At 69.0% G+C, this 22,023-nt stretch carries 13 protein-coding genes, 1 tRNA gene and 1 pseudogene; 7 read left to right on the plus strand and 8 right to left on the minus strand.

Annotated features, from left to right (window positions below):
- Positions 1 to 13: 13 nt before the first annotated feature.
- From tmk to topA, 4 genes are all read right to left on the minus strand, one after another.
- On the minus strand, positions 14 to 2,056 hold the full coding sequence (gene tmk, locus AB0J69_RS12185; RefSeq protein WP_364115894.1) for a dTMP kinase: 2,043 nt from the start codon (positions 2,054 to 2,056) through the stop codon (positions 14 to 16).
- 141 nt (positions 2,057 to 2,197) lie between these two features.
- Positions 2,198 to 2,755 carry a helix-turn-helix domain-containing protein gene (locus AB0J69_RS12190; protein WP_364115897.1) on the minus strand — a complete coding sequence of 186 codons (558 nt, stop codon included), beginning with the start codon at positions 2,753 to 2,755 and terminating at the stop codon, positions 2,198 to 2,200.
- 75 nt (positions 2,756 to 2,830) lie between these two features.
- Entirely contained in the window at positions 2,831 to 4,171 is a 1,341-nt protein-coding gene (locus AB0J69_RS12195; RefSeq protein WP_364115900.1) for a metallophosphoesterase, read from the minus strand.
- 52 nt (positions 4,172 to 4,223) lie between these two features.
- Entirely contained in the window at positions 4,224 to 6,914 is a 2,691-nt protein-coding gene (gene topA / locus AB0J69_RS12200) for a type I DNA topoisomerase (RefSeq protein WP_364115903.1), read from the minus strand.
- 189 nt (positions 6,915 to 7,103) lie between these two features.
- On the opposite strand from topA, the gene AB0J69_RS12205 reads away from it, so the two are divergent.
- Entirely contained in the window at positions 7,104 to 7,289 is a 186-nt protein-coding gene (locus tag AB0J69_RS12205) for a DUF5703 family protein (protein ID WP_364115906.1), read from the plus strand.
- A 117-nt stretch (positions 7,290 to 7,406) separates the two neighbouring features.
- Here AB0J69_RS12205 and AB0J69_RS12210 read toward each other — a convergent pair whose 3' ends face one another.
- Complete coding sequence (locus AB0J69_RS12210) at positions 7,407 to 9,473, minus strand: chaplin family protein (RefSeq protein WP_364115909.1); 2,067 nt, start codon at positions 9,471 to 9,473, stop codon at positions 7,407 to 7,409.
- A 264-nt stretch (positions 9,474 to 9,737) separates the two neighbouring features.
- Positions 9,738 to 10,304, minus strand: coding sequence for a hypothetical protein (locus AB0J69_RS12215; protein ID WP_364115912.1), 567 nt, complete (start codon positions 10,302 to 10,304; stop codon positions 9,738 to 9,740).
- A 397-nt stretch (positions 10,305 to 10,701) separates the two neighbouring features.
- On the opposite strand from AB0J69_RS12215, the gene AB0J69_RS12220 reads away from it, so the two are divergent.
- A tRNA-Leu gene (locus tag AB0J69_RS12220) sits at positions 10,702 to 10,787 on the plus strand.
- Between the two features lie 526 nt (positions 10,788 to 11,313).
- Here the strand turns inward: AB0J69_RS12220 and AB0J69_RS12225 are convergent.
- Both AB0J69_RS12225 and AB0J69_RS12230 read right to left on the minus strand, forming a co-directional pair.
- Positions 11,314 to 12,420, minus strand: a pseudogene (locus AB0J69_RS12225) (recombinase family protein); the annotation flags it as partial.
- A 215-nt stretch (positions 12,421 to 12,635) separates the two neighbouring features.
- Complete coding sequence (locus AB0J69_RS12230; protein ID WP_364115914.1) at positions 12,636 to 13,658, minus strand: site-specific DNA-methyltransferase; 1,023 nt, start codon at positions 13,656 to 13,658, stop codon at positions 12,636 to 12,638.
- A 413-nt stretch (positions 13,659 to 14,071) separates the two neighbouring features.
- Here AB0J69_RS12230 and AB0J69_RS12235 point away from each other — a divergent pair, with 413 nt between their 5' ends.
- From AB0J69_RS12235 to AB0J69_RS12255, 5 genes are read left to right on the plus strand one after another with little or no spacing between them, the layout of a single operon-like run.
- Positions 14,072 to 15,337, plus strand: a complete 1,266-nt coding sequence (locus AB0J69_RS12235; protein WP_364115917.1) for a hypothetical protein — start codon at positions 14,072 to 14,074, stop codon at positions 15,335 to 15,337.
- Between the two features lie 5 nt (positions 15,338 to 15,342).
- Positions 15,343 to 16,968, plus strand: coding sequence for a conjugal transfer protein TrbL family protein (locus tag AB0J69_RS12240; RefSeq protein WP_364116288.1), 1,626 nt, complete (start codon positions 15,343 to 15,345; stop codon positions 16,966 to 16,968).
- Complete coding sequence (locus AB0J69_RS12245; RefSeq protein ID WP_364115919.1) at positions 16,965 to 17,903, plus strand: PrgI family protein; 939 nt, start codon at positions 16,965 to 16,967, stop codon at positions 17,901 to 17,903. Before AB0J69_RS12240 ends, AB0J69_RS12245 begins: the two co-directional genes overlap by 4 nt.
- Positions 17,900 to 19,651, plus strand: a complete 1,752-nt coding sequence (locus AB0J69_RS12250; RefSeq protein WP_364115922.1) for a DUF87 domain-containing protein — start codon at positions 17,900 to 17,902, stop codon at positions 19,649 to 19,651. Before AB0J69_RS12245 ends, AB0J69_RS12250 begins: the two co-directional genes overlap by 4 nt.
- Positions 19,648 to 22,023, plus strand: a complete 2,376-nt coding sequence (locus AB0J69_RS12255; protein WP_364115925.1) for an ATP-binding protein — start codon at positions 19,648 to 19,650, stop codon at positions 22,021 to 22,023. Before AB0J69_RS12250 ends, AB0J69_RS12255 begins: the two co-directional genes overlap by 4 nt.

Below are 22,023 nucleotides of genomic sequence, written 5' to 3' on the forward strand. Positions count from 1 at the left end.
GGACGAGTGGCGGCTAGTCGCGGATGGCGGGCATCGTGCCGGTGATGTCCTCCGACTCGCGCGGCACCGGGTCGGGCAGGATCTCCCTGATCCGGTCCTGGATCTGCCGGGTGATCACGTCTTGCGCCAGCGTGCCGTCCACCACCAGGTAGCGCTCGGGCGCCGCCGCCGCCAGCGACCGGAACTCCTTGCGCACCCGCTCGTGGAACTCCAGCGGCTCGGACTCGATCCGGTCGGCCGCCCCGCCCAGCCGGGTCAGCCCCACCTCGGGCGGCGTGTCGATGAGCACGGTCAGGTGCGGCACCAGCCCGCCGGTCGCCCAGGCATTGATCTTCGACACGTCCTTGGGGTCGAGCGCCCGCCCCGCGCCCTGGTAGGCCAGGGAGGAGTCGACGTAGCGGTCGGTGACCACGAGCGAGCCCCGGTAGAGGGCCGGCCTGATCACCTTCTCCACGTGCTCGGCCCGGTCGGCGGCGTACAGGAGGGCCTCGGAACGCGCCGACAGCCCCCGCTCGGCCGCGTCGAGCAGGATGGCGCGCAACCGCATGCCCACCTTGGTGGAGCCCGGCTCGCGCGTCTGCACGACGTCGAAGCCCTGGTCGCGCAGCCAGATGGCGATCAGCCGCGACTGGGTGGTCTTGCCCGACCCCTCGCCGCCCTCGAACGCCACGAACAGCCCGGGCACGTGCTCGGCCGCCTCGGTGGGGAAGCGCTCGCCGCGCACCGCCGCGATCAGGTCGGCCGACAGGGAGACACCCTTCCTGTCGTCCATGTGCCGCAGCGCCAGCACGCCGACGCCCATCGCGAGCGCGCCGCCGATCACCAGCACCAGGTTGGTCCCGTCGAACCGGTAGCTGAACTCGCCCAGCCCCAGCACGTGCACCCCGAAGAGCGCGGCCAGCGGGTTGGCCACGGAGACCACGAACAGCAGGGTCACCCGCGCGGTGGACTGCAGGAACGAGAACGTACGGCCCCGCAGCGAGTCCTCGACCTCGAGCCCGATCAGCGTGTAGCCGATGATCCAGGCGATCCCCGCGCACGCCCCCAGCACCACGGTCAGCATGACCACGATCACCAGGTTGTGCACCAGCGCGATCGCCACCAGCACCAGGCCCGCGACGGTGATGGCCAGCCCGAACAGCCGCCGCCGGGACAGCTCGCGCAGCAGCCTGAGCCCGAAGAACATGCCCAGCGCCATGCCGACGAAGACCGCCCCGAACACCACGCCGTAGGCCGCGTCACCGCCGCCGAGCGCCACCACGTAGACCTTCGCCACGCCCACCACGGCCCCGCCCGCGGCGAACGCCCCGAGCATGCCGATGACCAGGCCGCGCACCAGCCGGTTGCCGCCCACGAACCGCCAGCCCTCGACCACCTGCTTCAGTACGGAGGGCGTGGAGATCGCGCCGTCGCGCTTGGGGATGTCCCGCAGGGTGAAGATCAGGAACGCCGACACGAGGTACGCGCACGCGTTGACGACCAGCGCCAGCCCGGTGGCGTCGCGGCCCGCCAGGAACGGCACCATGCCGGTGACCAGGTCGCCCGCCACCGACAGCGCGGCGAACAGCATGGCCGCGATCGGCGCGGTGCCGTACGTGACCAGCAGGTTGAGCTGGTTGGCCGCCTCGAGCTGCGCCTTGGGCACCAGGTTGGGCACCGTCGCGTCCTTGGCCGGCACCCAGAACAGGTTGACGCACTCGACCAGGACGGTCGCGATGATGACCCACTGGTAGCTGTTCACGAACGGGATCGACAGCACCACCGCGAACCTGGCCAGGTCGGCCGTGAACATCGTCAGCCGCCGGTCGAACCGGTCGGCGAACACGCCGGCGAGCGGCCCGAGCAGCACCGCCGGCAACATCTTGGCGACGAACACGCCGCCGACGGCCAGCGACTGCACGCGGTAGTCGCCCTGAGTGAGGTTTCCCGCCAGGGCGGTGAGCGCCAGGAGGTTGAGCCAGTCACCCAGACTGCACACCGACATGGCCGTCCAGAGCCGTCGGAACGGCGCATTGGCCAGCACGTGGGTGGGGCGGCTTCGGCCAAGGGCAGTCATGATTTCAGCGTATCCAGGTGTTGGCCGGAGTGGGGCAGACAAGAGAGGAGCCGGATATTCCCGGCTGCTCGTGGCTGAGGGTATTACGTGATCGGGCTCGGGCGCAGGTTACACAGCTGGAATAGGCCCCCAAAAACATCATCAATTCATAACTCCGGCCTCATGTCGCGCCTCTTCCACCAAAGGCCCCCACTCGGCGCGGATCTCCTCGGGAAGAACGAGCTCGTCCCACAGGTCGATCAGCAGCACGCCGTCCACATGATCGAGCAGCTCATCGGGCCCGCCCTCGCACAGCAGGGCGGTGTAGGCCGCCCGCCGCTCGTCCCGGTCGGCCAGGTCGTAGGCCCGGCCCGCCACCCGCACGACCCCGAGCGCGGCAGCCACCGGCAGCCGCGGCAGGCGGCTGGGGACGTGGAACTTCCGCCCGTCGCCCGTCACCCGCGCCGCGCACTCGACCTTGGCCTCCAGCACCAGCCGGAACCCGGCCGCGTCGAGGATGCGCCCCGCGGTCTCGAGCGTCGGCGACTTCCTGCCGTGCTCGTAGGCCGACAACGTCGTCCGGGACGTGCCGCTCACGCTGGCCAGGGCCTTCTGGTTGAGGCTCGCGGCATGCCTGGCCTGCTTGAACAGCAGGCCGCCCCGCCTGGCCCAGATGGCGACGTCCTGCCCCAGCACCCGCTCCATCGGCGAGGAGACCATGCCCTACCTCCGAAAAGTATCCGGTCGGATACTCTACGCCATCATGGCGCCGCGTGACTACCGCATCACGAAAAGTCAGCTCTGGAGTTCAAGGATCGTGATCTCGGGCGGAGCCCCGACGCGCACCGGCGGCCCCCAGAAGCCGGCGCCCCTGGTGACGTACACCTGTACGCCGTCCACCGTGGCCAGCCCCGACACCACCGGCTGCTGCAGCCCCACCACGAGGTTGAACGGCGCGATCTGCCCGCCGTGCGTGTGCCCGGACAGCTGCAGGTCGACACCGTGCCGCGCGGCCTCGTCCACCTGGACCGGCTGGTGCGCGAGCAGCACCGTGGAGCGGCCGGTGTCGCGCCCGCCGAGCGCCTTGGCGAAGTCGGGGCCGTCACCGCTGGCGGCGCCGCCGACGTCGTTGACGCCGGCCAGGTCGAGCACGGCACCCTGATGCTTGATCTCGACCCGCTCGTTTCGCAGAGAGCGTACGCCGAGCTCCCCGAGCTCCTCGATCCATTCGCCGGGTCCCCCGGGCGAGAAGTACTCGTGGTTACCGGTCACGAAATATGCCCCATAGCGGGACTCAAGGTTCTGCAACGGCCGGGCCAGCGCCCCCAGCTGGGCCACCGAGCCGTCCACCAGGTCGCCCACGATCGCCACCACGTCGGGCTGGAGGCCGTTGATCATCCGCACGATCCGCTCGGTGTGCCCGATGCCCGTGAGCGGCCCCAGGTGGATGTCGCTCACCACGGCGAAGCGCAGGCCGCCCAGCCGCGGATCCAGCTTCGGCAGCGTGACCTTGACCGGCTCGATCACGGGGTCGCCCAGCGCGCTCGTCAGGCCGTACCCGACCGTCCCCAGCGCGCTCACCCCGGCGATCGCCGCGGTGGTCCGCTCCAGGAAGATCCGCCTGCTCATGGGAGCGGCCGCCGGGGCCTCGACCTCCGGCGCGGCGGGGTCGAAAGCGGCAAACCCCGAACCAGCCGACCCCGAACCAGCCAACCCCGAAGCAGCAGACCTCGAACCAGCCGACCCCGAAGCAGCCGACCCCGAAGCGGCGGGCTCCTCCGACGGCGCCGCGCCCGCCGGCACCGCGACGGGCGTGGCCACGGACTCGGGCGCCCGCTCGCGCCGCTCCGCCCTGCGCAGGAACCCCAAGGCCACGGCCCGCGGGATCTCCAGCACAGCGAGGATCACGACCAGGTAGAACATCAACGCCAGCCAGATGTACCCCGGCCAGGCCACCCAGCTCTCCAGGCCCATCCTCGTGCCCACGAAGGTCGTCACGAGAATCGCGAGCAACGCGACCAGGCTCCAGGTCAGGGTCTTACGGACCCACCCGGGACCGGTCGTGCGACGCACCAGGCGATTCCACAGGTACCAGTGCGCGAGCAGGACCGCGGCCACGAAAACCAAGACGAACACACGAACGATGCTACTTCCGGCGGCCATACCCCGTTGACCGCCGGAATGTGATCTATGACTTGGTGGCCGGCTTCTTCGCGGGAGCCTTCTTCGCCGGGGCCTTCCGCGTGGTCGTCTTCTTGGGCGCCGGGGCCCGCTCACGCCGCTCGGCCAGCAGCTCTGCCGCCCGCTCGATCGTGATGTCCTCGACCGTGTCACCCTTGCGCAGCGACGCGTTCGTCTCGCCGTCGGTCACGTACGGCCCGAACCGCCCCTCCTTGACCACCACGGGCTTCTTGGAGTTGGGGTCGTCGCCCAGCTCCCGCAGCGGCGCCGCGGCCGCGGCCCGGCCCCGTCCACGCTGCTTGGGCTGCGCGAACAGCTCCTTCGCCTGCTCGATGGTGACCGTCAGCAGGGCGTCCTCGGAGGCCAGCGAGCGGGAGTCGGTCCCCTTCTTCAGGTAGGGGCCGAACTTCCCGTTGTGCGCCACGACCTCCTCGCCCTCCAGCTCGCCCACGACCCGGGGGATCGTCAGCAGCTTGAGCGCGTCGTCCAGCGTGATCGTGTCCAGCGACATCGACTTGAACAGCGAGCTGGTGCGCGGCTTCGGCGCGTCGGCCTTCTTCGTACGCCGCTTCGGGGCCTCCTCGTCGGCGGCCGGCTCCGGCAGGACCTCGGTCACATAAGGCCCGTATCGTCCGTCCTTGGCCACGATCATGTGCCCGGTCACCGGGTCGTTCCCGAGCTGCCGGTCGCCCGTCGGCCGCGAGAACAGCTCCTCGGCCTTCTCCGCCGTCAGCTCGTCGGGCGTCATGTCCTCGGGCACGTTGACTCGCGCGCCGTCCCTGTCCAGGTAGGGGCCGTATCGTCCGACCCGCAGCACGATGTCCGTGCCCTTGACCGGGAACGAGCTGATCTCCTTGGCGTCGATGTCGCCGAGGTCGGTGACCATCTCCTTCAGGCCCTCGTCGCCGTCGGCGCCGTAGTAGAAGCGCTGCAGCTCCGGCACCCGCTCCGCCCGGTCGTTGGCGATGTCGTCGAGCACCTTCTCCATGTCGGCCGTGAAGTCGTAGTCGACCAGGTTGCCGAAATGCTGCTCCAGCAGGTTGACCACGGCGAACGCCAGGAACGACGGCACCAGCGCCGTGCCCTTCTTGAACACGTAACCACGGTCGAGAATGGTCCCGATGATCGAGGCGTACGTCGACGGCCGCCCGATCTCCCGATCCTCCAGCTCCTTGACCAGCGACGCCTCGGTGTAACGCGCGGGCGGCTTGGTCGAGTGACCGGCCACGTCGAGGCGCGACACGCTGAGCGCGTCGCCCTCCACCAGGTTCGGCAGCCGCTTCTCGGAGTCGTCGCGGTCGGTCGAGGGGTCGTCGGCCCCCTCGACGTACGCCTTCAGGAACCCGTAGAACGTGATCGTCCGCCCGGAGGCGCTGAACTCGACGTCCTCGCCGGCCGTCGACCTCCCGCCCACCTTCACGGTGATCGACTCGCCGACCGCGTCCTTCATCTGGGAGGACACGGTGCGCTGCCAGATCAGCTCGTAGAGGCGGAACATGTCGCCCGACAGCCCGGTCTCGCCGGGCGTGCGGAACTCCTCGCCCGAGGGCCGGATCGCCTCGTGCGCCTCCTGCGCGCTCTTCACCTTGCTGGAGTAGACGCGCGGCTTGTCGGGCACGTACGCGGCGCCGTACAGCTTGATCGCCTGCGACCGCGCGGCCGCCACCGCCGTCTCCGACAGCGTGATGCTGTCGGTACGCATGTAGGTGATGAAGCCGTTCTCATAGAGCCGCTGCGCGACCTGCATCGTGTATTTGGCGGAGAAGCCCAGCTTCCGGCTGGCCTCCTGCTGCAAGGTGGTCGTCCGGAACGGCGCGTACGGCTTGCGCGTGTACGGCTTGCGCTCCACCGACTTGACCGCGAACGACGCCCCCTGCAGCCGCCCGGCCAGCTCTCCCGCGGCGGCCTCGGACAGGTGCAGCACGTCGGCGTTCTTGAGCTGCCCCGTGCTGGCGAAGTCGCGCCCCTGCGCCACCCGCCTGCCGTCGACCACGGTCAGCGTGGCGGTGAAGTCGCGCGGCCGCTCCTCGGGCTTGTTCGTGTCGAACAGCGCCTGCAGGTCCCAGTAGTGGGCGGACGTGAACGCGATGCGGTCGCGCTCGCGCTCCACGACCAGCCGCGTCGCCACCGACTGCACCCGGCCGGCCGACAGCTTCGGCTTGACCTTCTTCCACAGGACGGGGCTGACCTCGTAACCGTAGAGGCGGTCGAGGATGCGCCGGGTCTCCTGGGCGTCCACCAGCCGGAGGTTGAGGTCGCGCGGGTTGGCCACGGCGTCCCGGATCGCCTGCGGGGTGATCTCGTGGAACACCATGCGATGCACGGGGACCTTGGGCTTGAGCACCTCCCGCAGGTGCCAGGCGATCGCCTCGCCCTCGCGGTCCTCGTCAGTGGCCAGATAGAGCTCGTCAGCGTCCTTCAGCAGCTGCCGCAGCTTGGCGACCTGTGACCGCTTGTCGGGGTTGACGACGTACAGCGGCTCGAACTCGTGCTCGACATTGACCCCGAGCCGTGCCCAAGGCGCCCCCTTGAACTTCTCGGGGATGTCGTCGGCCTTCTCCGGCAGGTCGCGGATGTGACCGATGCTCGATTCGACGATGTAGCCGCGCCCGAGGTACCCGGCAATCGTCTTCGCCTTGGCGGGCGACTCGACGATCACCAGGCGTGTTCCGCCGGCGCTGCCGTTGTTGGCTGGCACGCTGCTTCCTACCTCGCTGTTCGCTTGCAAATCCCCCTGCCGGGAGTCGGCACAGACTGAAAGGTAACCCGACTCGCGGAAATTTCCTTCCCCCGGGCTACCCACTAGCTTCCGGGTCCACCCACAAGCACGCAGAATAAGGCCCATCGAGCGGCATGGCGCCCTGACTCACCCTGGAGACTAATCGTTGTGCTCGACTACTCCTACATGGATATCTTCATCCCGCGCGACCTCACTCGCGAAGCAGCACGTCAACTGCTGACCGAACACGCAGAGTACGGTCAGTGGGAGCTCGCGCGCGTACGCGTACACCCCGACGGGAGCCGTCACGTACGCCTACGGCGCAAGATCCTGCGAGTACGCCGCACGCTCTGACCGCGAACATGGCTTTGCCCGCCCCGGGCCGCGCCCCCGGAACGGGCAAAGCATCTATCGCTTACTGCTCACGGGCTGTGAGCAGCAGCCGTACGGTGTTATGTGCTTCCTGATCCCTTACTTACGGCCGATCCGGAACCGGCGGGCCGAGGCGAACAGCGTCGCCGAGGCGGCCAGCAGCGAGCCCACCACGAGAGCGAGCAGGGAGCCGGAGTTCATGCCGGTGAGACCGGCGGGCTGCTCGGCGCTCATCAGGCCGAGGTCGCCGACCGGCAGGCTGCGGGTGGCCGAGGTCACAACGCCGCCGGCCGGGGTGGAGGCGACCAGGTCGGTGGCCGGGTCGAGCGCGGAGATCGGGCTGGAGGAGGTGGCGCGGCCCTTGCTGTCGACCGGGGCGGACACCGGGTTCTTCCTCGGCTTGGCCGGGGCCCCGGGCAGGCCGGGCAGCTCGGGGAGCTGCGGCAGGCCGAAGGTCTGAGTGAGGTCCTGGACGGCGGGCACCTGCTGGGAGACGCCGGCGACGTTGCCGACACCCTCGATCGGCCTGGTGACCTCGGCGAGGTTGCCCATGTCCTGGAGCTGCTTGGTCAGCTCGCCACCGCCGGCGAGACCCTGCACCTGCTCGGTGACACCGCTGACGTCCGGGACCCCGCCCAGGACCGGGAGGGCGGGCGTGATGGGCAGCAACCCGCCCTTGGCCGCCGCCACCTTGGTGTTGGCGCGGGCGAAGCGCTCGAACCCGTCGGGGCCCTCGTGCCCGGGCCTGCCGACGTGCGAGCCGCCGAGGCACCCGGCCGCGGCGTCGCCCAGCACGGCGGCGGCGTTGCCGCAGACGTTGATCGGCGCGGTGATCGGCGCCACCGCCTGGTTGCCCGCCAGCACCCCGGCCCGGCCGGAGGTGCGGTTACCGCCCCCGCCGACCCCGTCCTGCGGCCAGACGCCGGCGCCGCCCCTGCAGTGGGCCTGGGACTTGCCGAGCACGGCGGCGGCGTTGCCGCAGACGTTGATCGGCGCGGTGATCGGCGCCACCGCCTGGTTGCCGGCCAGCACCCCGGCCGCGCCGGAAGTGTGGTTGCCGCCGGCTCCCCTGCCGCCCTTCTTCACGGTGGCTCCGCCCTTGCAGCCGGCGAACGCGTGGCCGAGCACGGCCGCGGCGTTGCCGCAGATGTCGACCGGGGCGCTGACCGGCGCGACCGCCTGGTTGCCGCTCAGCACTCCGGCGGTGCCCGACGTGGTGTTGCCGCCCGCGCCGGAGCCGCCGCCGGAGTTCAGCACCTTCGAGCCGCCCTTGCACCCGGCGGTCGCGTTGCCCGCGGCGTTGCCGCAGACGTCGACCGGCAGGCTGACCGGGGCGACGACCTGGTTGCCGCTGCCGGCCCCGAAGCGCCCGTCGGTGTCGTTGCCCGTCGAGCCCGCGGCCATGTGGCGGGCCTGGTAGCGGTTGCCGGGGCCGCCGTTGTTCGTGACGGTCGAGCCTCCCTGGCAGCCGGAGAACGCCCGCCCGAACACGGCCACCGAGTTGCCGCAGATGTTGATCGGCGCGGTGATCGGCGCGATGACCTGGTTGCCGCCCAGCACGGAGGCGTCACCCGACGTACGGTTGCCACCCGCCCCCACGCCGGTGTTGTAGACGCTGGAGCCGCCCTTGCAGCCGGCCGTCGCGTCCCCGAAGATCGCCACCGCGTTGCCGCAGACGTTCAGCGGGGCGGAGATGGGCGCGGTGATCTGGTTGCCGCCCAGGACGCCGGCGTTGCCAGAGGTCTGGTTGCCACCGGCGCCGCCCCTGCCCTGGTTGCGGACGGTGGCGCCGCCCTTGCAGCCCGCGTCGGACTTGCCGATCAGGGAGACGGCGTTGCCACAGGCGTTGACCGGCGCGCTGATCGGCGCGTTCAGCTGGTTGCCGCCGAGCACGCTCGCGTTGCCCGAGGTCCTGCTGGGGATGCCTGCCCTGCCCGAGTTGACGACCTCGGCGCCGCCCTGCGAGGTCGCCTCCGACTTGCCGGCCCCGGCGACGGCGTTGCCGCTGATGTCGATCGGCAGGGAGACGGGGAGGTTGACCTGGTTACCGCCGCCGACGGACGCGTCGCCCGAGGTGTCGGCCAGCGCGGTGCCGCTGCCGCCGAACGACATGACTGCCACGGCCAGCAGGGCCGCGGGGCTCGATGCCTTCGCCCACGTACGCATGATGAATGCTCCTAGTGGTTCTTGGGGGGATTACCTGAACGGTTCGCGGGCAGCCCGAGGCCGTGCGCGGTCTCACGCGACTTCATGTGATCGCATGCGACTTCGCGCACAGCGGAGACCTGGGACTCGCGAACCAGCTGAACTGACGTGTTCACCCGCAGGCGGAGGGATTCAAGCCACGCTCCGCCGCGCTACTTTCCGGGGACCCGCCGGCCGACGTCCTTCGTTGTGATTCGTCGGCTCCGGCCAGGGTCCTGGCGGGTATCAGTCAGGTGAGAAAGAGGGGTCGTCCGCCGCTGTGCGGACGACGGGGGGAAGCAGGCGCGCCAGGGGGGCGCGCCCAGCCTGGAGCCGCGGGTCGAACACGGACCTCGCGACATCCCCGGTTGCGGGCCCGAAGGGGCCGCTGCCACCGCCGTTGGGCACCAGACCATTGGTGTCCAGGATCTTTCCGGCGCTGGATGGTGCAGGCAGGCCAGGATCCCGCTGGCTGTTGAGGCCGTCCACCGTACGCCCGGCCATGGCCTCGGCGTTGTCCGACGCCGAGACACGACCCGGGCCGCCGGGAGACTCATGTGCAGCCCCGGCACCTTCCGTGACCGCTGTCGCCGCGGTGCCGTCTCCGGTCGCTCCTGACGCCTCGACGGCGTCGCCGGCCGTTCCTGTCGCCGCGGTGGCGTCCGCGGCCGCCGGAGCGGCGGTGAGCATGCCGAACACAACAGCAAGCAGCCACCCGGCGGCCACCAGGGCGCCAATCGCGACTGCCCGCACGACGAGCCGACGGGCACCGGCCGCGAACCGCGCCATCCGGTCGACCCGATCGGTGGTCACGTCCTGCGCCGGGACAGTCACGCGCGGGCGACGCGCAGCCCGGGCCGTAGCCCTCTGCAGTCGCACCGCCTCGCGCGTCACATGCCCTCCCGAGCTCCAGAACCGGCCTCACGTCGTGAGGCCGGTCCGTGGACTCACCCCTCAACGGTCCGTAACCGTAGCACCACCCAAGGTTGCCGCAAGGCCTTTTCACCTGAGACCCAGGAATTCACCAACTCCCCGCCACTCAAACCATCCGCAACCACCCCATCACCCTCCGTGCGCCCCCACGTAAGCCCCAATGGAGGCCCTGGGGGCGGTCTCTACCGGGGTGCGGATTCTTGGTATGACGCACTCCTCAGAGTTTGCTAACCTTACTGAGCCGACGCGGGATGACGGTCTCGCGTGCAGGCACCAAGTCCGGGTGGCGGAATAGGCAGACGCGCTAGCTTGAGGTGCTAGTGCCCAGTGATGGGCATGGGGGTTCAAGTCCCCCCTCGGACACGTACCTTTTGCACACGTGGGGGCCAGGGACAACCTGAGCCTCCACGAGCTGTTTCTGGGGTCTGTACGTCAGCCGCAGCCCGATCTGGGCGTAGAGCTCGGCCTTATCGAGTGGATCAGCGTCCTGAATGACCTTGACGAGGTCACCTAGTGCGATCATCACGGTGTGAATCTCCTCTCGCGTCATGCGGCGTCGGCCGCTGGACTGTCGTAGCTGCGCCTGAGCCGAAACTCGCTGTGCTTGCGTCTCAGCCATCCATTGAGCGATCAGTGCCGGATCCGCGCCGGCCTCAAGTGCTGCCCGATGCTGAGCGAGCTTGCGGTCACACTCTTCGATCTTCAGCCTGAGCGATTCCGCGATCCCGTCCTTCGGCTCCTGGCCGTAATCAGCGAGGACGCGCGCCGTCTCCTCGAGTCGCCCACCGAACTGCACGGCCAGCCACGCATCCAGCGACGGCAGGACGTCGGCTTCTCGTAGATAGACCGTCTTCGGATGGTCGACGTCATTGGCCAGGGCGTATTCCGCCGGATAGCGGCACCTGTAGTAGGACTGCCCGTGGTTCCAGTTGCCTTGCATACGCCGAGTGCAGTAGCCACAGAAGAGAACCCCGCGCAGGGCATAGGGCCTGCGCGTGGGATGCGGCTTGTGGCTGGTCGGCCCGCGTCCCCGACCGGCGAGAATCTCCTGCGCCTGCTCGAACTCCTCCGGCGTGACCAGCGGCTCATGAGTGACTTCCGCAGACCAGACCCACTGATCCGCGGCGTTCCACCGCTGCTTGGTCATGTGGCCGAGAGCAACGTCCTGGACATCGATGAGCACCTCGTCCTTGCGTTGCTTGTTCCAGACTTGGCGGCCGGTGTAGCGCGGATTGATGATGATCGCCCGGATGGCGCTCTTGGACCAGGCAATCCCATCACGGTGCCGGTTCCTCTGCCGATCCTGCGCGGACGGGCATGGAATCCCATCCTTGGTAAGCCCTTCGGCGATGGCGAAGATTCCTTTGCCTGCGCGGAACTCTCGGAAGATGCGCCGGACTACGTCGCTCGTCGCCGGATGCGGTGCAAGGCCGTGGAGTCGTTTGCCGTCCGCGGCCTTGCTGGGGTTGGGGTGAGGGCCGAGGTCAACCAGGCAGTAGCCGTACGGCGGCCGACCGCCCAGATATCGCCCTTCCACCTGCGCCAGCGCCGCCATGGACGACCTTACGCGGATCTTGATCCGGTTCCGCTCCCCTTTGCTGATCCCGCCGAACATCGACATGATCAACTCGTGTGCTTCGTTGGCGGGATCGATCGGCCCGCCGACCTCGGGCACCCACAGAGGCACGCCGTAGTGCTCGAACAGTGGGAAAGTCAGACCGAACTGATTGCCGTAGAACGCCCGCTGAGGCTCACCCACCACCACCGCGTCGAACCCGCGGTCCGGCATGGCGAGTTGCCCCAGTAGGAGGGCGGCCTGGGGCCGTCTCAACGGCGGTATCGAGCGCGATTTGTCCACATCGAAGAACTCCGCCACGATCCGGCCTCCATGAGGCTCCACGAGCGCTTTGGCGCGGCTGATCTGCCACGCCCGCGACGCCTCGGGGTCCTGCCGGTCCTCCGTCGAGCACCGGCCCCAGAACGCCAACTCGGTCACTCAGTTCTCCTTTCTCATCTCCTTCTGCTTGAGTCGCTCATGGGCGCCAAGCAGGATGCGGAGCAACGCGACCGCCGCTCCCGGGGTCAGGCACGGCGGCTCATCAGGCGGCACCACCCGGATGGCGGACGGATTGCCTGCTGTTCCGGGCCCGCCAGCGTACGGCTCTGAATGGGATTCGGGAGGCCCCGAGCAGGCCCTTTGTAGCCTGGGAGTCACTCTTCGAGCTCCTTCGCAGCCGACTCGGCAGCGGCGGCCACTATGCGTGCGCGGGCGAGGTCGCAGAACGGTTCGCTGATCTCGATTCCGATGAACGATCTGCCGAGTTGCCACGCGGCAAGAGCCGTGGTTGCCGCTCCGGCAAACGGGTCGCAGACGGTGCCGCCGGGCCGGCAGCCGGCGGCAATGGCCCGTAGCGGGATGTCGATGGGGAAGGCCGCGAAGTGCGCGGCCTTGAGCGGGCGAGTGGAGATCGACCACACGTCTCCGGGGTTTCTGCCCTGTGGGTGTGCGGCGGTATGCCGTTGCCCTGTTGCCAGCATGGATGTGCCGTGGTGCTTGCCGCAGAAGGCATCTTGATCATTGTGGTACTTGCCGTTGCCCGGCCAGGCGGTCGTGATGCTGTTGGGCTTGTTGCCGCCATGGCGCGCGCGGCGAGACAGAGGTCGATCGCCTGTATAGGTCTCACGGATTGCATCTAGATCGAACCAGTAGCGACGCTGCTTCACGAGCAGGAAGATCAGCTCGTATCGGGTGGAGACGCGATCCAGTACGGACTGCGGCATCGCGTTCGGTTTGTGCCAGACGATGGCGTTCCGCAGGATCCAGCCGTCCTCTTGAAGGGCGAAGGCGACTCGCCACGGCATGCCGAGCAGGTTCTTGGGCGGCACCGATAGCCGCGAGCGCGGACGGACGACCGGTTGATGCTGGTTGTAGTCGGCACCCCGTGCCCAGCCGTCTGAGTTCGCGGCGTAGCAGTCGCCGATGTTGAGCCAGAGCGTTCCATCATCCGCCAGCACTCTCCGCGCCTCGCGGAAGGTCGTGGTGAGCGTTTCCACGTAGGCGGCCGGCGTGGACTCCTGACCGTACTGTCCCTCCACGCCGTAGTCGCGAAGGCCGTAGTACGGCGGGCTGGTGACGATGCAGTCCATCGAGGCGGCTGGGAGCTCGGCGAGTATCTCACGTGCATCGCCGAGGTACAGGGTGGAGGGGCCGTCGGTCCAGTAGGGCTGCCTCATCGCGCCGACCCTTCGTCGGCGTGGTCACCGGCGCCGAGTGACAGCAGCCGCAGAGCGGGAACCGTGGAGGTCCCTGCTCCTTTTCGGCCATCTGAAACAGATTGATCAGTGGTAGTGGATGTCGGTGATGCGGCGTGGATGCGCGTCGTCATCGCCAGTTGGGGCGGGCCTCAGATCCGCAGCGCCCACGCCGGCATGAGAACCGCCGCAAGGCGCATTCACAGGTGAACAAGGACCTTCGGCGACCCTCTGGCACAGAGTGAGCAGGTGATATGCGGCAGAAGATGATCTCTGGCGGATCAAAGTGCTCACTCTCGGCGCAAGGTCACTAGTCACGACCGCACGAGGGTTGCCAGAAGTGGTGCCTACACCGGGTGGCGAGACCGAAATTCCTCTCGCAGTGGAGCCACCCGATGAGTACCGACCTTCGCGAGACGCCCCTGAAGGACCTCTCACCGTTCGATGTCGCCGAGCACGTCTTCCAACTCGTCGCGTGCGCTCCCGGCGGCCTGGCCCTCAATGGCACGGAACTCTCCCACGAGCTCCCCCGCCGCCTGATCCTGCTGACCGAGCTTCGCGATCTTCTGACCTCACAGACCCTGTGCAACGCCACACGCGACATCGTCTGGCGCGAGCTCGTGATTCGGGCTCGCCGGGATGGCCCGAAGTGGCTCGTAGGGGCGGTCGGTACGGCGGTGCCCGCCCTCCGTCGCACCTGCGGGCGGCTGTCCCTCTACCACCACGCCACCCAGGACCGCGCGGCAATCGACATCGAGGTCCTTGCCGCGTTCATCGCCGCCGTGAAGAACATTGACCTCGATCCGCCCAGCGTGCTGCACCGGATGTGCGCGGCCGCCCGGCGTGCTGGCGAGCGAGCCCGGCGCAATATCGAGACTGAGGCCGCGCGGCATATGTCGGGCCACGCTTCCGCCAAGCCTGCCGCGTCATCGGGACATCCAGATCCCGTCGTGGCCGACGCGATTGCCACGGGCGTCGTCAATCAGCCGGATGCCGAGCCGATCCTGCCAACACGGTTGCAAGGCCGCGCGGCGGACGAGGCTGTCGCAGCCGCGCTCGGGCTGCCGTGCGACGCGGTCAAGAAGGAACGGCAGCGGTTTGAGGCAATCCTCGCCGATGCCGTTCTGGCAAGTGACGCCGATCCGGCGCTGCCGCTTGCGATCACTTCCGCCATCCGCAGGAGGGCGGAGAGCACCCCCAAGACTTCCGCGCGGAGCCGGATCACCTCAGATCCGAAGCCCATCACCACCGAACAGAAGGGAGGCTGGGGCAACCCCACCGGCTCCGCGCGGAACCCTTCACCACTACGGCGCTGCCGCCTCTACCGCGGCGCACTGGTAGCGGCAGTGGTTGTCATCGTCCTTGCCGCTACGGCAGCGGCGGCCTTGGCCGACGCACCGACACTCCTGCGCGCCGCCGCACCGCCCAAGGATCTCAACACGGTCTTCGACAACCTGCGGAACTGGCTCGTCGGCCTGCTTGCCACCCTGGCAACGCTCATGCTCACCGTCGGCGGCCTGCGTTACCTAGTGGCGGGCGGCGATCCCGGCGAGGTCCAGAAGGCCAAAGCTGCGCTCAAGGCGGCCGCGTACGGCTACGGCCTGGCGGTCCTGGCGCCGCTGTTCGTCAGCGTGCTCAAGCGCATCGTGGGCGGCGGGTGACCACCATGACGCCACCTCCCACGATCCCGGCAACCGCTCGGGTCCTGATCGTTACTGCCATCGCGGCAGCGGCATTCGGAATTGCCGCCGGCAGCGCATGGGCCGAACCCACCCCTTCCCCGAGTCCTGAGCCTTCCCCCGCTCAGGAGACGTTGCCCTCGCCTCCGCAGATCAGCTTCGGTTTCGGCGACTGGATGATCAAACAGATCAACAGCTGGTTCGCCCATCTGGCCGCCTCTGCCATCAAGCCGCTGCTCGACGCACTCGCGGTGACACTGCTGGCCACACCTGACGTCTCCAGTTCCGGCCGAGTCTTCGACCTGTGGAAGGTCACGGCGATCATGGCGGACTCGGCCTTTCTTCTCCTGGCCACGATCGGCGCCGTGATCGCGATGGGCCATCAGACGGTGCAGACGCGCTACGCGGTCAAGGAGGTCCTGCCGCGCCTGGCGATGGCCATGCTGGCGTCCAATATGAGCTTTCCGATCTGCGGCAAGCTCATCCAGCTCGCCAACGGGGTGTCCACGGCGCTTCTCGGGCAAGACTTCGACGCCAAGCGGGCGACAACGCAGCTACGGCAGCTCATCCTGCCGCCGAGCAACTCACAGATCTTCTACATCCTGCTCGAACTCGTCGCGATCGTCTTGTTGCTCCTCCTGCTGGTCAGCTTCGTGATGCGGTCCGCGCTCGTGCTACTGCTGGTGGTGGCCGCGCCCTTGGCCCTGGCCTGCCATGCGCTGCCGCATACCGATGGGGTGGCCCGGTTCTGGTGGCGCGCCTTCACTGGTCTGCTGGTCATCCAGGTCGCCCAGTCGCTGACGCTGGTCGTCGCGGTGCGGGTCTTCTTCAACCAGGACGGCCGGTTCCTGCTCGGTCTTGCCCCGACGGGACAACTGGTCAACCTCGTCCTGGCTCTCTGCCTGCTGATCATCCTGGTACGCATCCCGTCCTGGATCCAGCGGAGGATCTTCGTCCAGGGCAACCGGTCGACGATTCTACGGATCTTCAAGTACGCCGTGGTGTCGAAACTCACCATGCCGGTCCTGAAGGCCCTGCATCTCGGCAAAGGCGGCAGGGGCGGCGGCAAGGGCCGCGTCGGCAGGGCGGCAACCGGCGCGGTGGCAGGCAAGGTCATTGCCGGCACGATCGGCGGACCTGCCGGGACTGCCGCGGCCAGCACCGCTGTGGCCGTGCGTGGCGCTCGGACAGCGAAGAGTTCAAGGGTCGCGCAGCAAGGGGCCGCGAGGGCCAACGCGCCTGCGACTCCCGGACGGCAACCGCGTCGGCAATCTCCCGCGCGCCCGTGGACCCCGCCCGATCCGCAGGCCCGGGTCAACCGGGGCGCCTCCTGGACTCCTGAGGCCTACTATCGCTGGTCGGATCCGGCCCGGCGATGGACTCCGCCGGGGATGTCCACTCCGGCTGTCTCAGGGGCCGTCCCTTCAACTGCGCGCCCCATTCGGATTTCCTCACCGCTTGCCAACTCAACGGTGTGGGTCCCACCTGACACCCGCCCCGCGCCACCAGCCCAAGCCAATGTTCCTGGGACTCCCGCATCGGCGACCGGCCGAGATCACCGTGCCCGCCAACGCGGCGGCAGGGGGACAAGCCGCGGCGGTGAGGAGCGGTGAGCTGGGTTGAGCCGGTGCGGATCCCGGCTGACGTGGAGCAACCCGACAAGATCATTGCTTCGTTCACCGCCCGGCAGCTTGCCATCCTGCTCGGCACCGGCGCCACCCTCTATGCCGCCTACATGGCGGTCGGCCACCACGTGCCGCTCGTGGTTTCCGCGGCAGTGGCCCTGCCCATCGCGGTCGGCGCGATCCTCCTGGCCATCGGGCAACGCGACGGCATCTCCCTCGACCGCTACGTCCTGGCCGCCATCCGGCACCACCGCTCCCCCAAGCACCTGGTCACATCCTGCGAGGACATCCCCATGCCACCCACCTGGATCGCGGCCGGTACCCAACGCCCGCCCGCGCCGCTCAAGCTCCCCGCCCGCGGCGTCGTGGGCGACGGTCTGATCGATCTCGGGCCGGACGGCGTCGCCGCCGTGGCCGAGGTCTCCACCGTGAGCTTCGCCCTGCGCACCCCGGACGAGCAGGACGCCCTGGTCGCTGTCTTCGGCCGCTGGCTCAACTCACTGTCCGGCCCCGCTCAAGTCCTGGTCCGTGCTGAACGCGTCGACCTGACCGAGACCGTCGCCTCGCTGCAGGACAACGCCCGGCAACTGCCTCATCCTGCGCTCGCCTCCGCCGCGCTCGAACACGCCGCGTTCCTGCAAGAGCTGTCCGCCCGCCATGACCTGCTGCGCCGCCAGGTCCTGCTGATCATCCGCGAGCCGGCCGCCGGGGCCAACAGCCGCAACACGGCCGCCGCGCGAGCGCTGCGCCGCCTGGACGAGGCCTCCAGGGTGCTCGGCTCCTGCGGGCTCACCGCCCGTCTTCTGGACGCCCGGACCGTCACTGCGCTGCTGGCCTCTTGCTTCGACCCCTCAGCCCCTCCGCTACCCGACGACGACATCGCCCTGCCCGGCGAGGTCATCACGACAGGAGGCACCTGGTGAAGATTCGCCGCACTCCCTCCAGCACGGCCGAATTCGGTCCACAGGCTGTGGAGATCCAAGCCCGGCATCTACGGGTCGGCGAAAGCCTCTGCGCCACTCTGGCGATCACCGGCTACCCGCGCGAGGTCGCGCCCGGCTGGCTGGAACCGCTGCTCACTTATCCAGGACGGCTCGATGTCTCCCTGCACCTCGAACCCGTCCCCTCCCTGGTCGCCGCCGACCGCCTGCGCAAGCAACTGGCCCGGCTGGAATCCGGGCTGCGCTCCGATCATGAGCACGGCCGGCTGCTGGACCCGGGCACCGAGGCCGCCGCCGAAGACGCCCAGGAACTGGCCTCCCGGATCGCGCGCGGCCAGGCCAAGCTCTTCCGAGCCTCGATCTATCTCACCGCGCACGCCACCACCGCAGACGAGCTGGACGACGCCTGCGCCCAGGTCCGCGCACTGGCCGCTTCCCTGCTCCTGGACGCTCGCCAGGTCACCTTCCGACAGCTGCAGGGCTGGGTCTCCTCACTTCCCTTCGCCTACGACAACCTCGCCATGCGCCGCACCTTCGACACCCCTGCCCTGGCCGCCGCGTTCCCCTTCACCAGCCCCGATCTGACCGCCGAACTCGGCTCCACGGCCGTGCTGTACGGCGCCAACACCGCGAGCGCCTCCCTGATCGCATGGGACCGGTTCGCCCAGGACAACCACAACTCCGTCACCCTGGCACGCTCCGGAAGCGGCAAGAGCTACCTGACCAAACTGGAGGCGCTGCGCTCGTTGTATGCGGGCATCGAGGTCGCCGTCATTGACCCCGAAGACGAGTACGCCCGTCTCGCGCACGCGGTAGGCGGCGCCTACGTCCACCTCGGTGCGCCCCAGGTCCGCCTCAACCCGCTCGACCTGCCGCCGAAGAACCAGCGAGGCGAGGACCCCCTCACACGGCGGGCGCTGTTCCTGCACACGCTGATCGCGGTCATGCTCGGCGAGCCGCTCGGAAACTCCGGCAAGGCCGCACTCGACCGCGCCATCCTGGCCACCTACCGGCAAGCGGGCATCACCACGGCCCCGCAGACCTGGAACAGACGGCCGCCACTGCTACGAGATCTGGCGGCCAACCTGGAGGAAGACTCCGACCCCAAGGCCAAAGAACTGGCAGCCGGGCTCGCGCCGTACGTCTCCGGCAGCCACCGTCAGCTCTTCGACGGCCCGACGACGACCCGCCCCGACTCCCACCTGATCGTTTTCTCGCTTCGGGATCTGCCGGAAGAGCTCAAGGCGGTCGGCACCCTCCTGACGCTGGACGCAATCTGGCGCCGCGTCTCCGACCCCTGCAACCGGCGCCCGCGCCTGGTCGTTGTCGACGAGGCCTGGCTGCTGATGAGGATTCCCGCGGGCGCACAATTCCTGCTGCGTATGGCCAAATCCGCCCGGAAGCACTGGGCGGGCCTGTCCGTGGTCACCCAAGACGCCGCCGACCTGCTCGGCTCCGAAGTCGGCCAGGCCATCGTCGCCAACTCCACCACCCAGATCCTGCTCCGCCAGGCTCCCCAGGCCATCGACAAGGTCACAGAGGCCTTCCGGCTCTCCGACGGCGAACGCCAGCTGCTGCTGTCCGCAGAAAGGGGCACCGGCCTGCTCACCGCCGGCGCGAGCGGACAACGATGCCCGCTCCAGGTAATTGCCAGCGCCCGCGAACACGACCTCGTCACCTCCTCGCCACAGGAACTGGCCGAGCTCGACTACGCGGAGGCCGAGCTGTGATCTACGACTTCCTCAACGACCCCGACGCCCTGGAGCAGGTGCTCGACTGGTTGTCCATCTACTACTGGCACATCGTTGCGTTCCTCATCGGCGTCGAGGTGCTCGGCGTGCTCAGCGCCCTGCTGCGCATCTGTGTCGTACGGCTGCGCCATCGGCGCCTGGCACAAGGTGCAAGGTGCGTGGAGATCCTCGCGCCGCCGGTGGCGAACATGCCGGGTGCCGAAGCACTCTGGGGCAACCTCGTCGGCCTGCTGAGGCCGTCGTGGAAGCGGCTGGTGTTCGGGCAACCGCACCTCGCCTTCGAGTACGCCATTGGCGCGGACGGCGTCAAGGTCTCTCTGTGGGTACCGGGCTCCGTCCCTCAAGGCCTCGTCGAGCACGCCATCGAGGCGGCCTGGCCCTCCTCCCGTACGGCCATCCGCAAAGCAGCCCCGCCGATCCCCACCGACGGGTTCGCAAGTGGCGGCCAGTTTGTCCTGGCCCGAGCCGAACGGCTACCGATCCGGCACACTCACAGCAGCGACCCGCTCCGCGCGCTCCTTGGAGCGGCGGTTGGCATGCCGGGCTGGCAGCACGGCTGTGTCCAGGTCCTCGCCCGCCCGGCGACCGGCCGCCGACTCATCAGCACTTGGGGCGGCGCCATAGCCCTGCTGGTCCGGGTTCCACTCGACTTCCTCGTCCCTGGGCCAAGTCATGCGCGCCAGCCCACCGACGACCGCGTCGGTCGCCTGGAGAGGTCGGCAGAGGCCCACGCGATCAGGGACAAGGCTCACCACTCCCGATACGAAGTCGCGATCCGCTACGCCGTGCAGGCAGACAAGCCCACATCCGGTGACCTTGCCGCCGCAAAAGCTGCACGCAAGATCCGCAAGAATGCCATCCGCGGCCGCGCCCACGCAATCGCCTCGGCCTTCGCCCTCTTCACAGGCCACAACCGGCTGAAACGACGCCGCCTCTTCCTGCCCGCCCGCCGCCTCGCCTCACGCCGGATGAACCGCGGCTACCTGTTGTCGGTTCCCGAGCTGTCCGCGATCGCCCACCTTCCCCTCGACGTCGCTGTCCCCGGACTCCAGCGAGCTGGAGCCAACACCGTTTCACCCTCCCCAAAGGTGTCCCGCGGTGGGCCGAACGCCAAGGTGCTCGGCTTCTCCGACGCAGGCCACGATCGCCCCGTCGCGCTGCAGGTCGCCGACTCCTTCCACCACGTCCACGTGATGGGACCCAACGGCACCGGCAAGTCCACCCTCCTGGCCCAGATGATCCTGTCCGACATCGAGGCCGATCGCGGCGTGGTGGTCATCGAGGCCAAAGGCGACCTCGTTCGCGACCTCCTCGGCCTGATCCCAGAAGACAAGGCCGACAAGGTCGTCCTGATCGACCCCGACGACCGCCACCCCCGGCCGTCCCTGAACGTCCTTGGCGGTCCCGACCTGGCCATGGGCGTGGACAACCTGGTCGGCATCTTCCACCAGATCTACGCCGACTACTGGGGACCTCGGACCGACGACATCCTGCGCGGCTGCGCCCTTACCCTCGCCCGCAACGGCGGCACCCTCGCCGACATCCCCACCCTGCTCTCCGATGCGACCTTCCGCCGTCAGCAGACCGCCACAATCAGCGACCCGCTGCTGCGCGGCTTCTGGAGCTGGTACTCCGCCCTGTCCGAGCCGGCCCAGGCCAACGTCACTGCTCCCATCATGAACAAGCTGCGGGCCTTCCTCCTGCGGCCCTTCGTCCGGGACGTGATCGGCTCGGCCAGCTCAACCTTCGATCTGAGCCAGGTGCTCGACGGCGGCATTCTCCTCGTCCGGCTCCCCAAGGGCGTCCTGGGCGACGACTCCGCCCGCCTGCTCGGCTCGATGATCCTCGCCCAGGTCTGGCAGACCGCCTCCCGCCGGGCCAAGTCCGACTACCCGCGCCGCCCGGCCGCAATGTACGTGGACGAGTGCCACAACTTCCTCACGCTGCCGCACGCGCTGGCAGACATGCTCGCCGAGGCCCGCGCCTACCGCGTCTCCCTCACTCTCGCCCACCAGCACCTGGCACAGCTTCCCCGCCAGCTCCGCCAGGCCATCTCATCCGACGCCCGCAACAAGATCTACTTCTCGCTCTCGCCCGAGGACGCCCACGACGTAGAGCACCACTTCAGCCCCTTCCTGACCGCGCACGACCTGGCCAACTTCGACGCCTTCCAAGCCGCCGCCCGCCTGGTCGTGCGCTCAGCGGAAGCACCGCCGTTCACCCTGCGCACCAGGCCCCTCCCCGAACCTTCCAGCGATGTCGCCCGCCGCATCCGCGCGGCCGCGGCACGGGCTCACGGTCGAACGTCCACCACAACCAACCGCAGGCCGGACGCCCGGCACACCCTCTGA

Origin of the sequence: Nonomuraea sp. NPDC049709, from assembly GCF_040674815.1 — a bacterium.
GTDB lineage: Bacteria > Actinomycetota > Actinomycetes > Streptosporangiales > Streptosporangiaceae > Nonomuraea.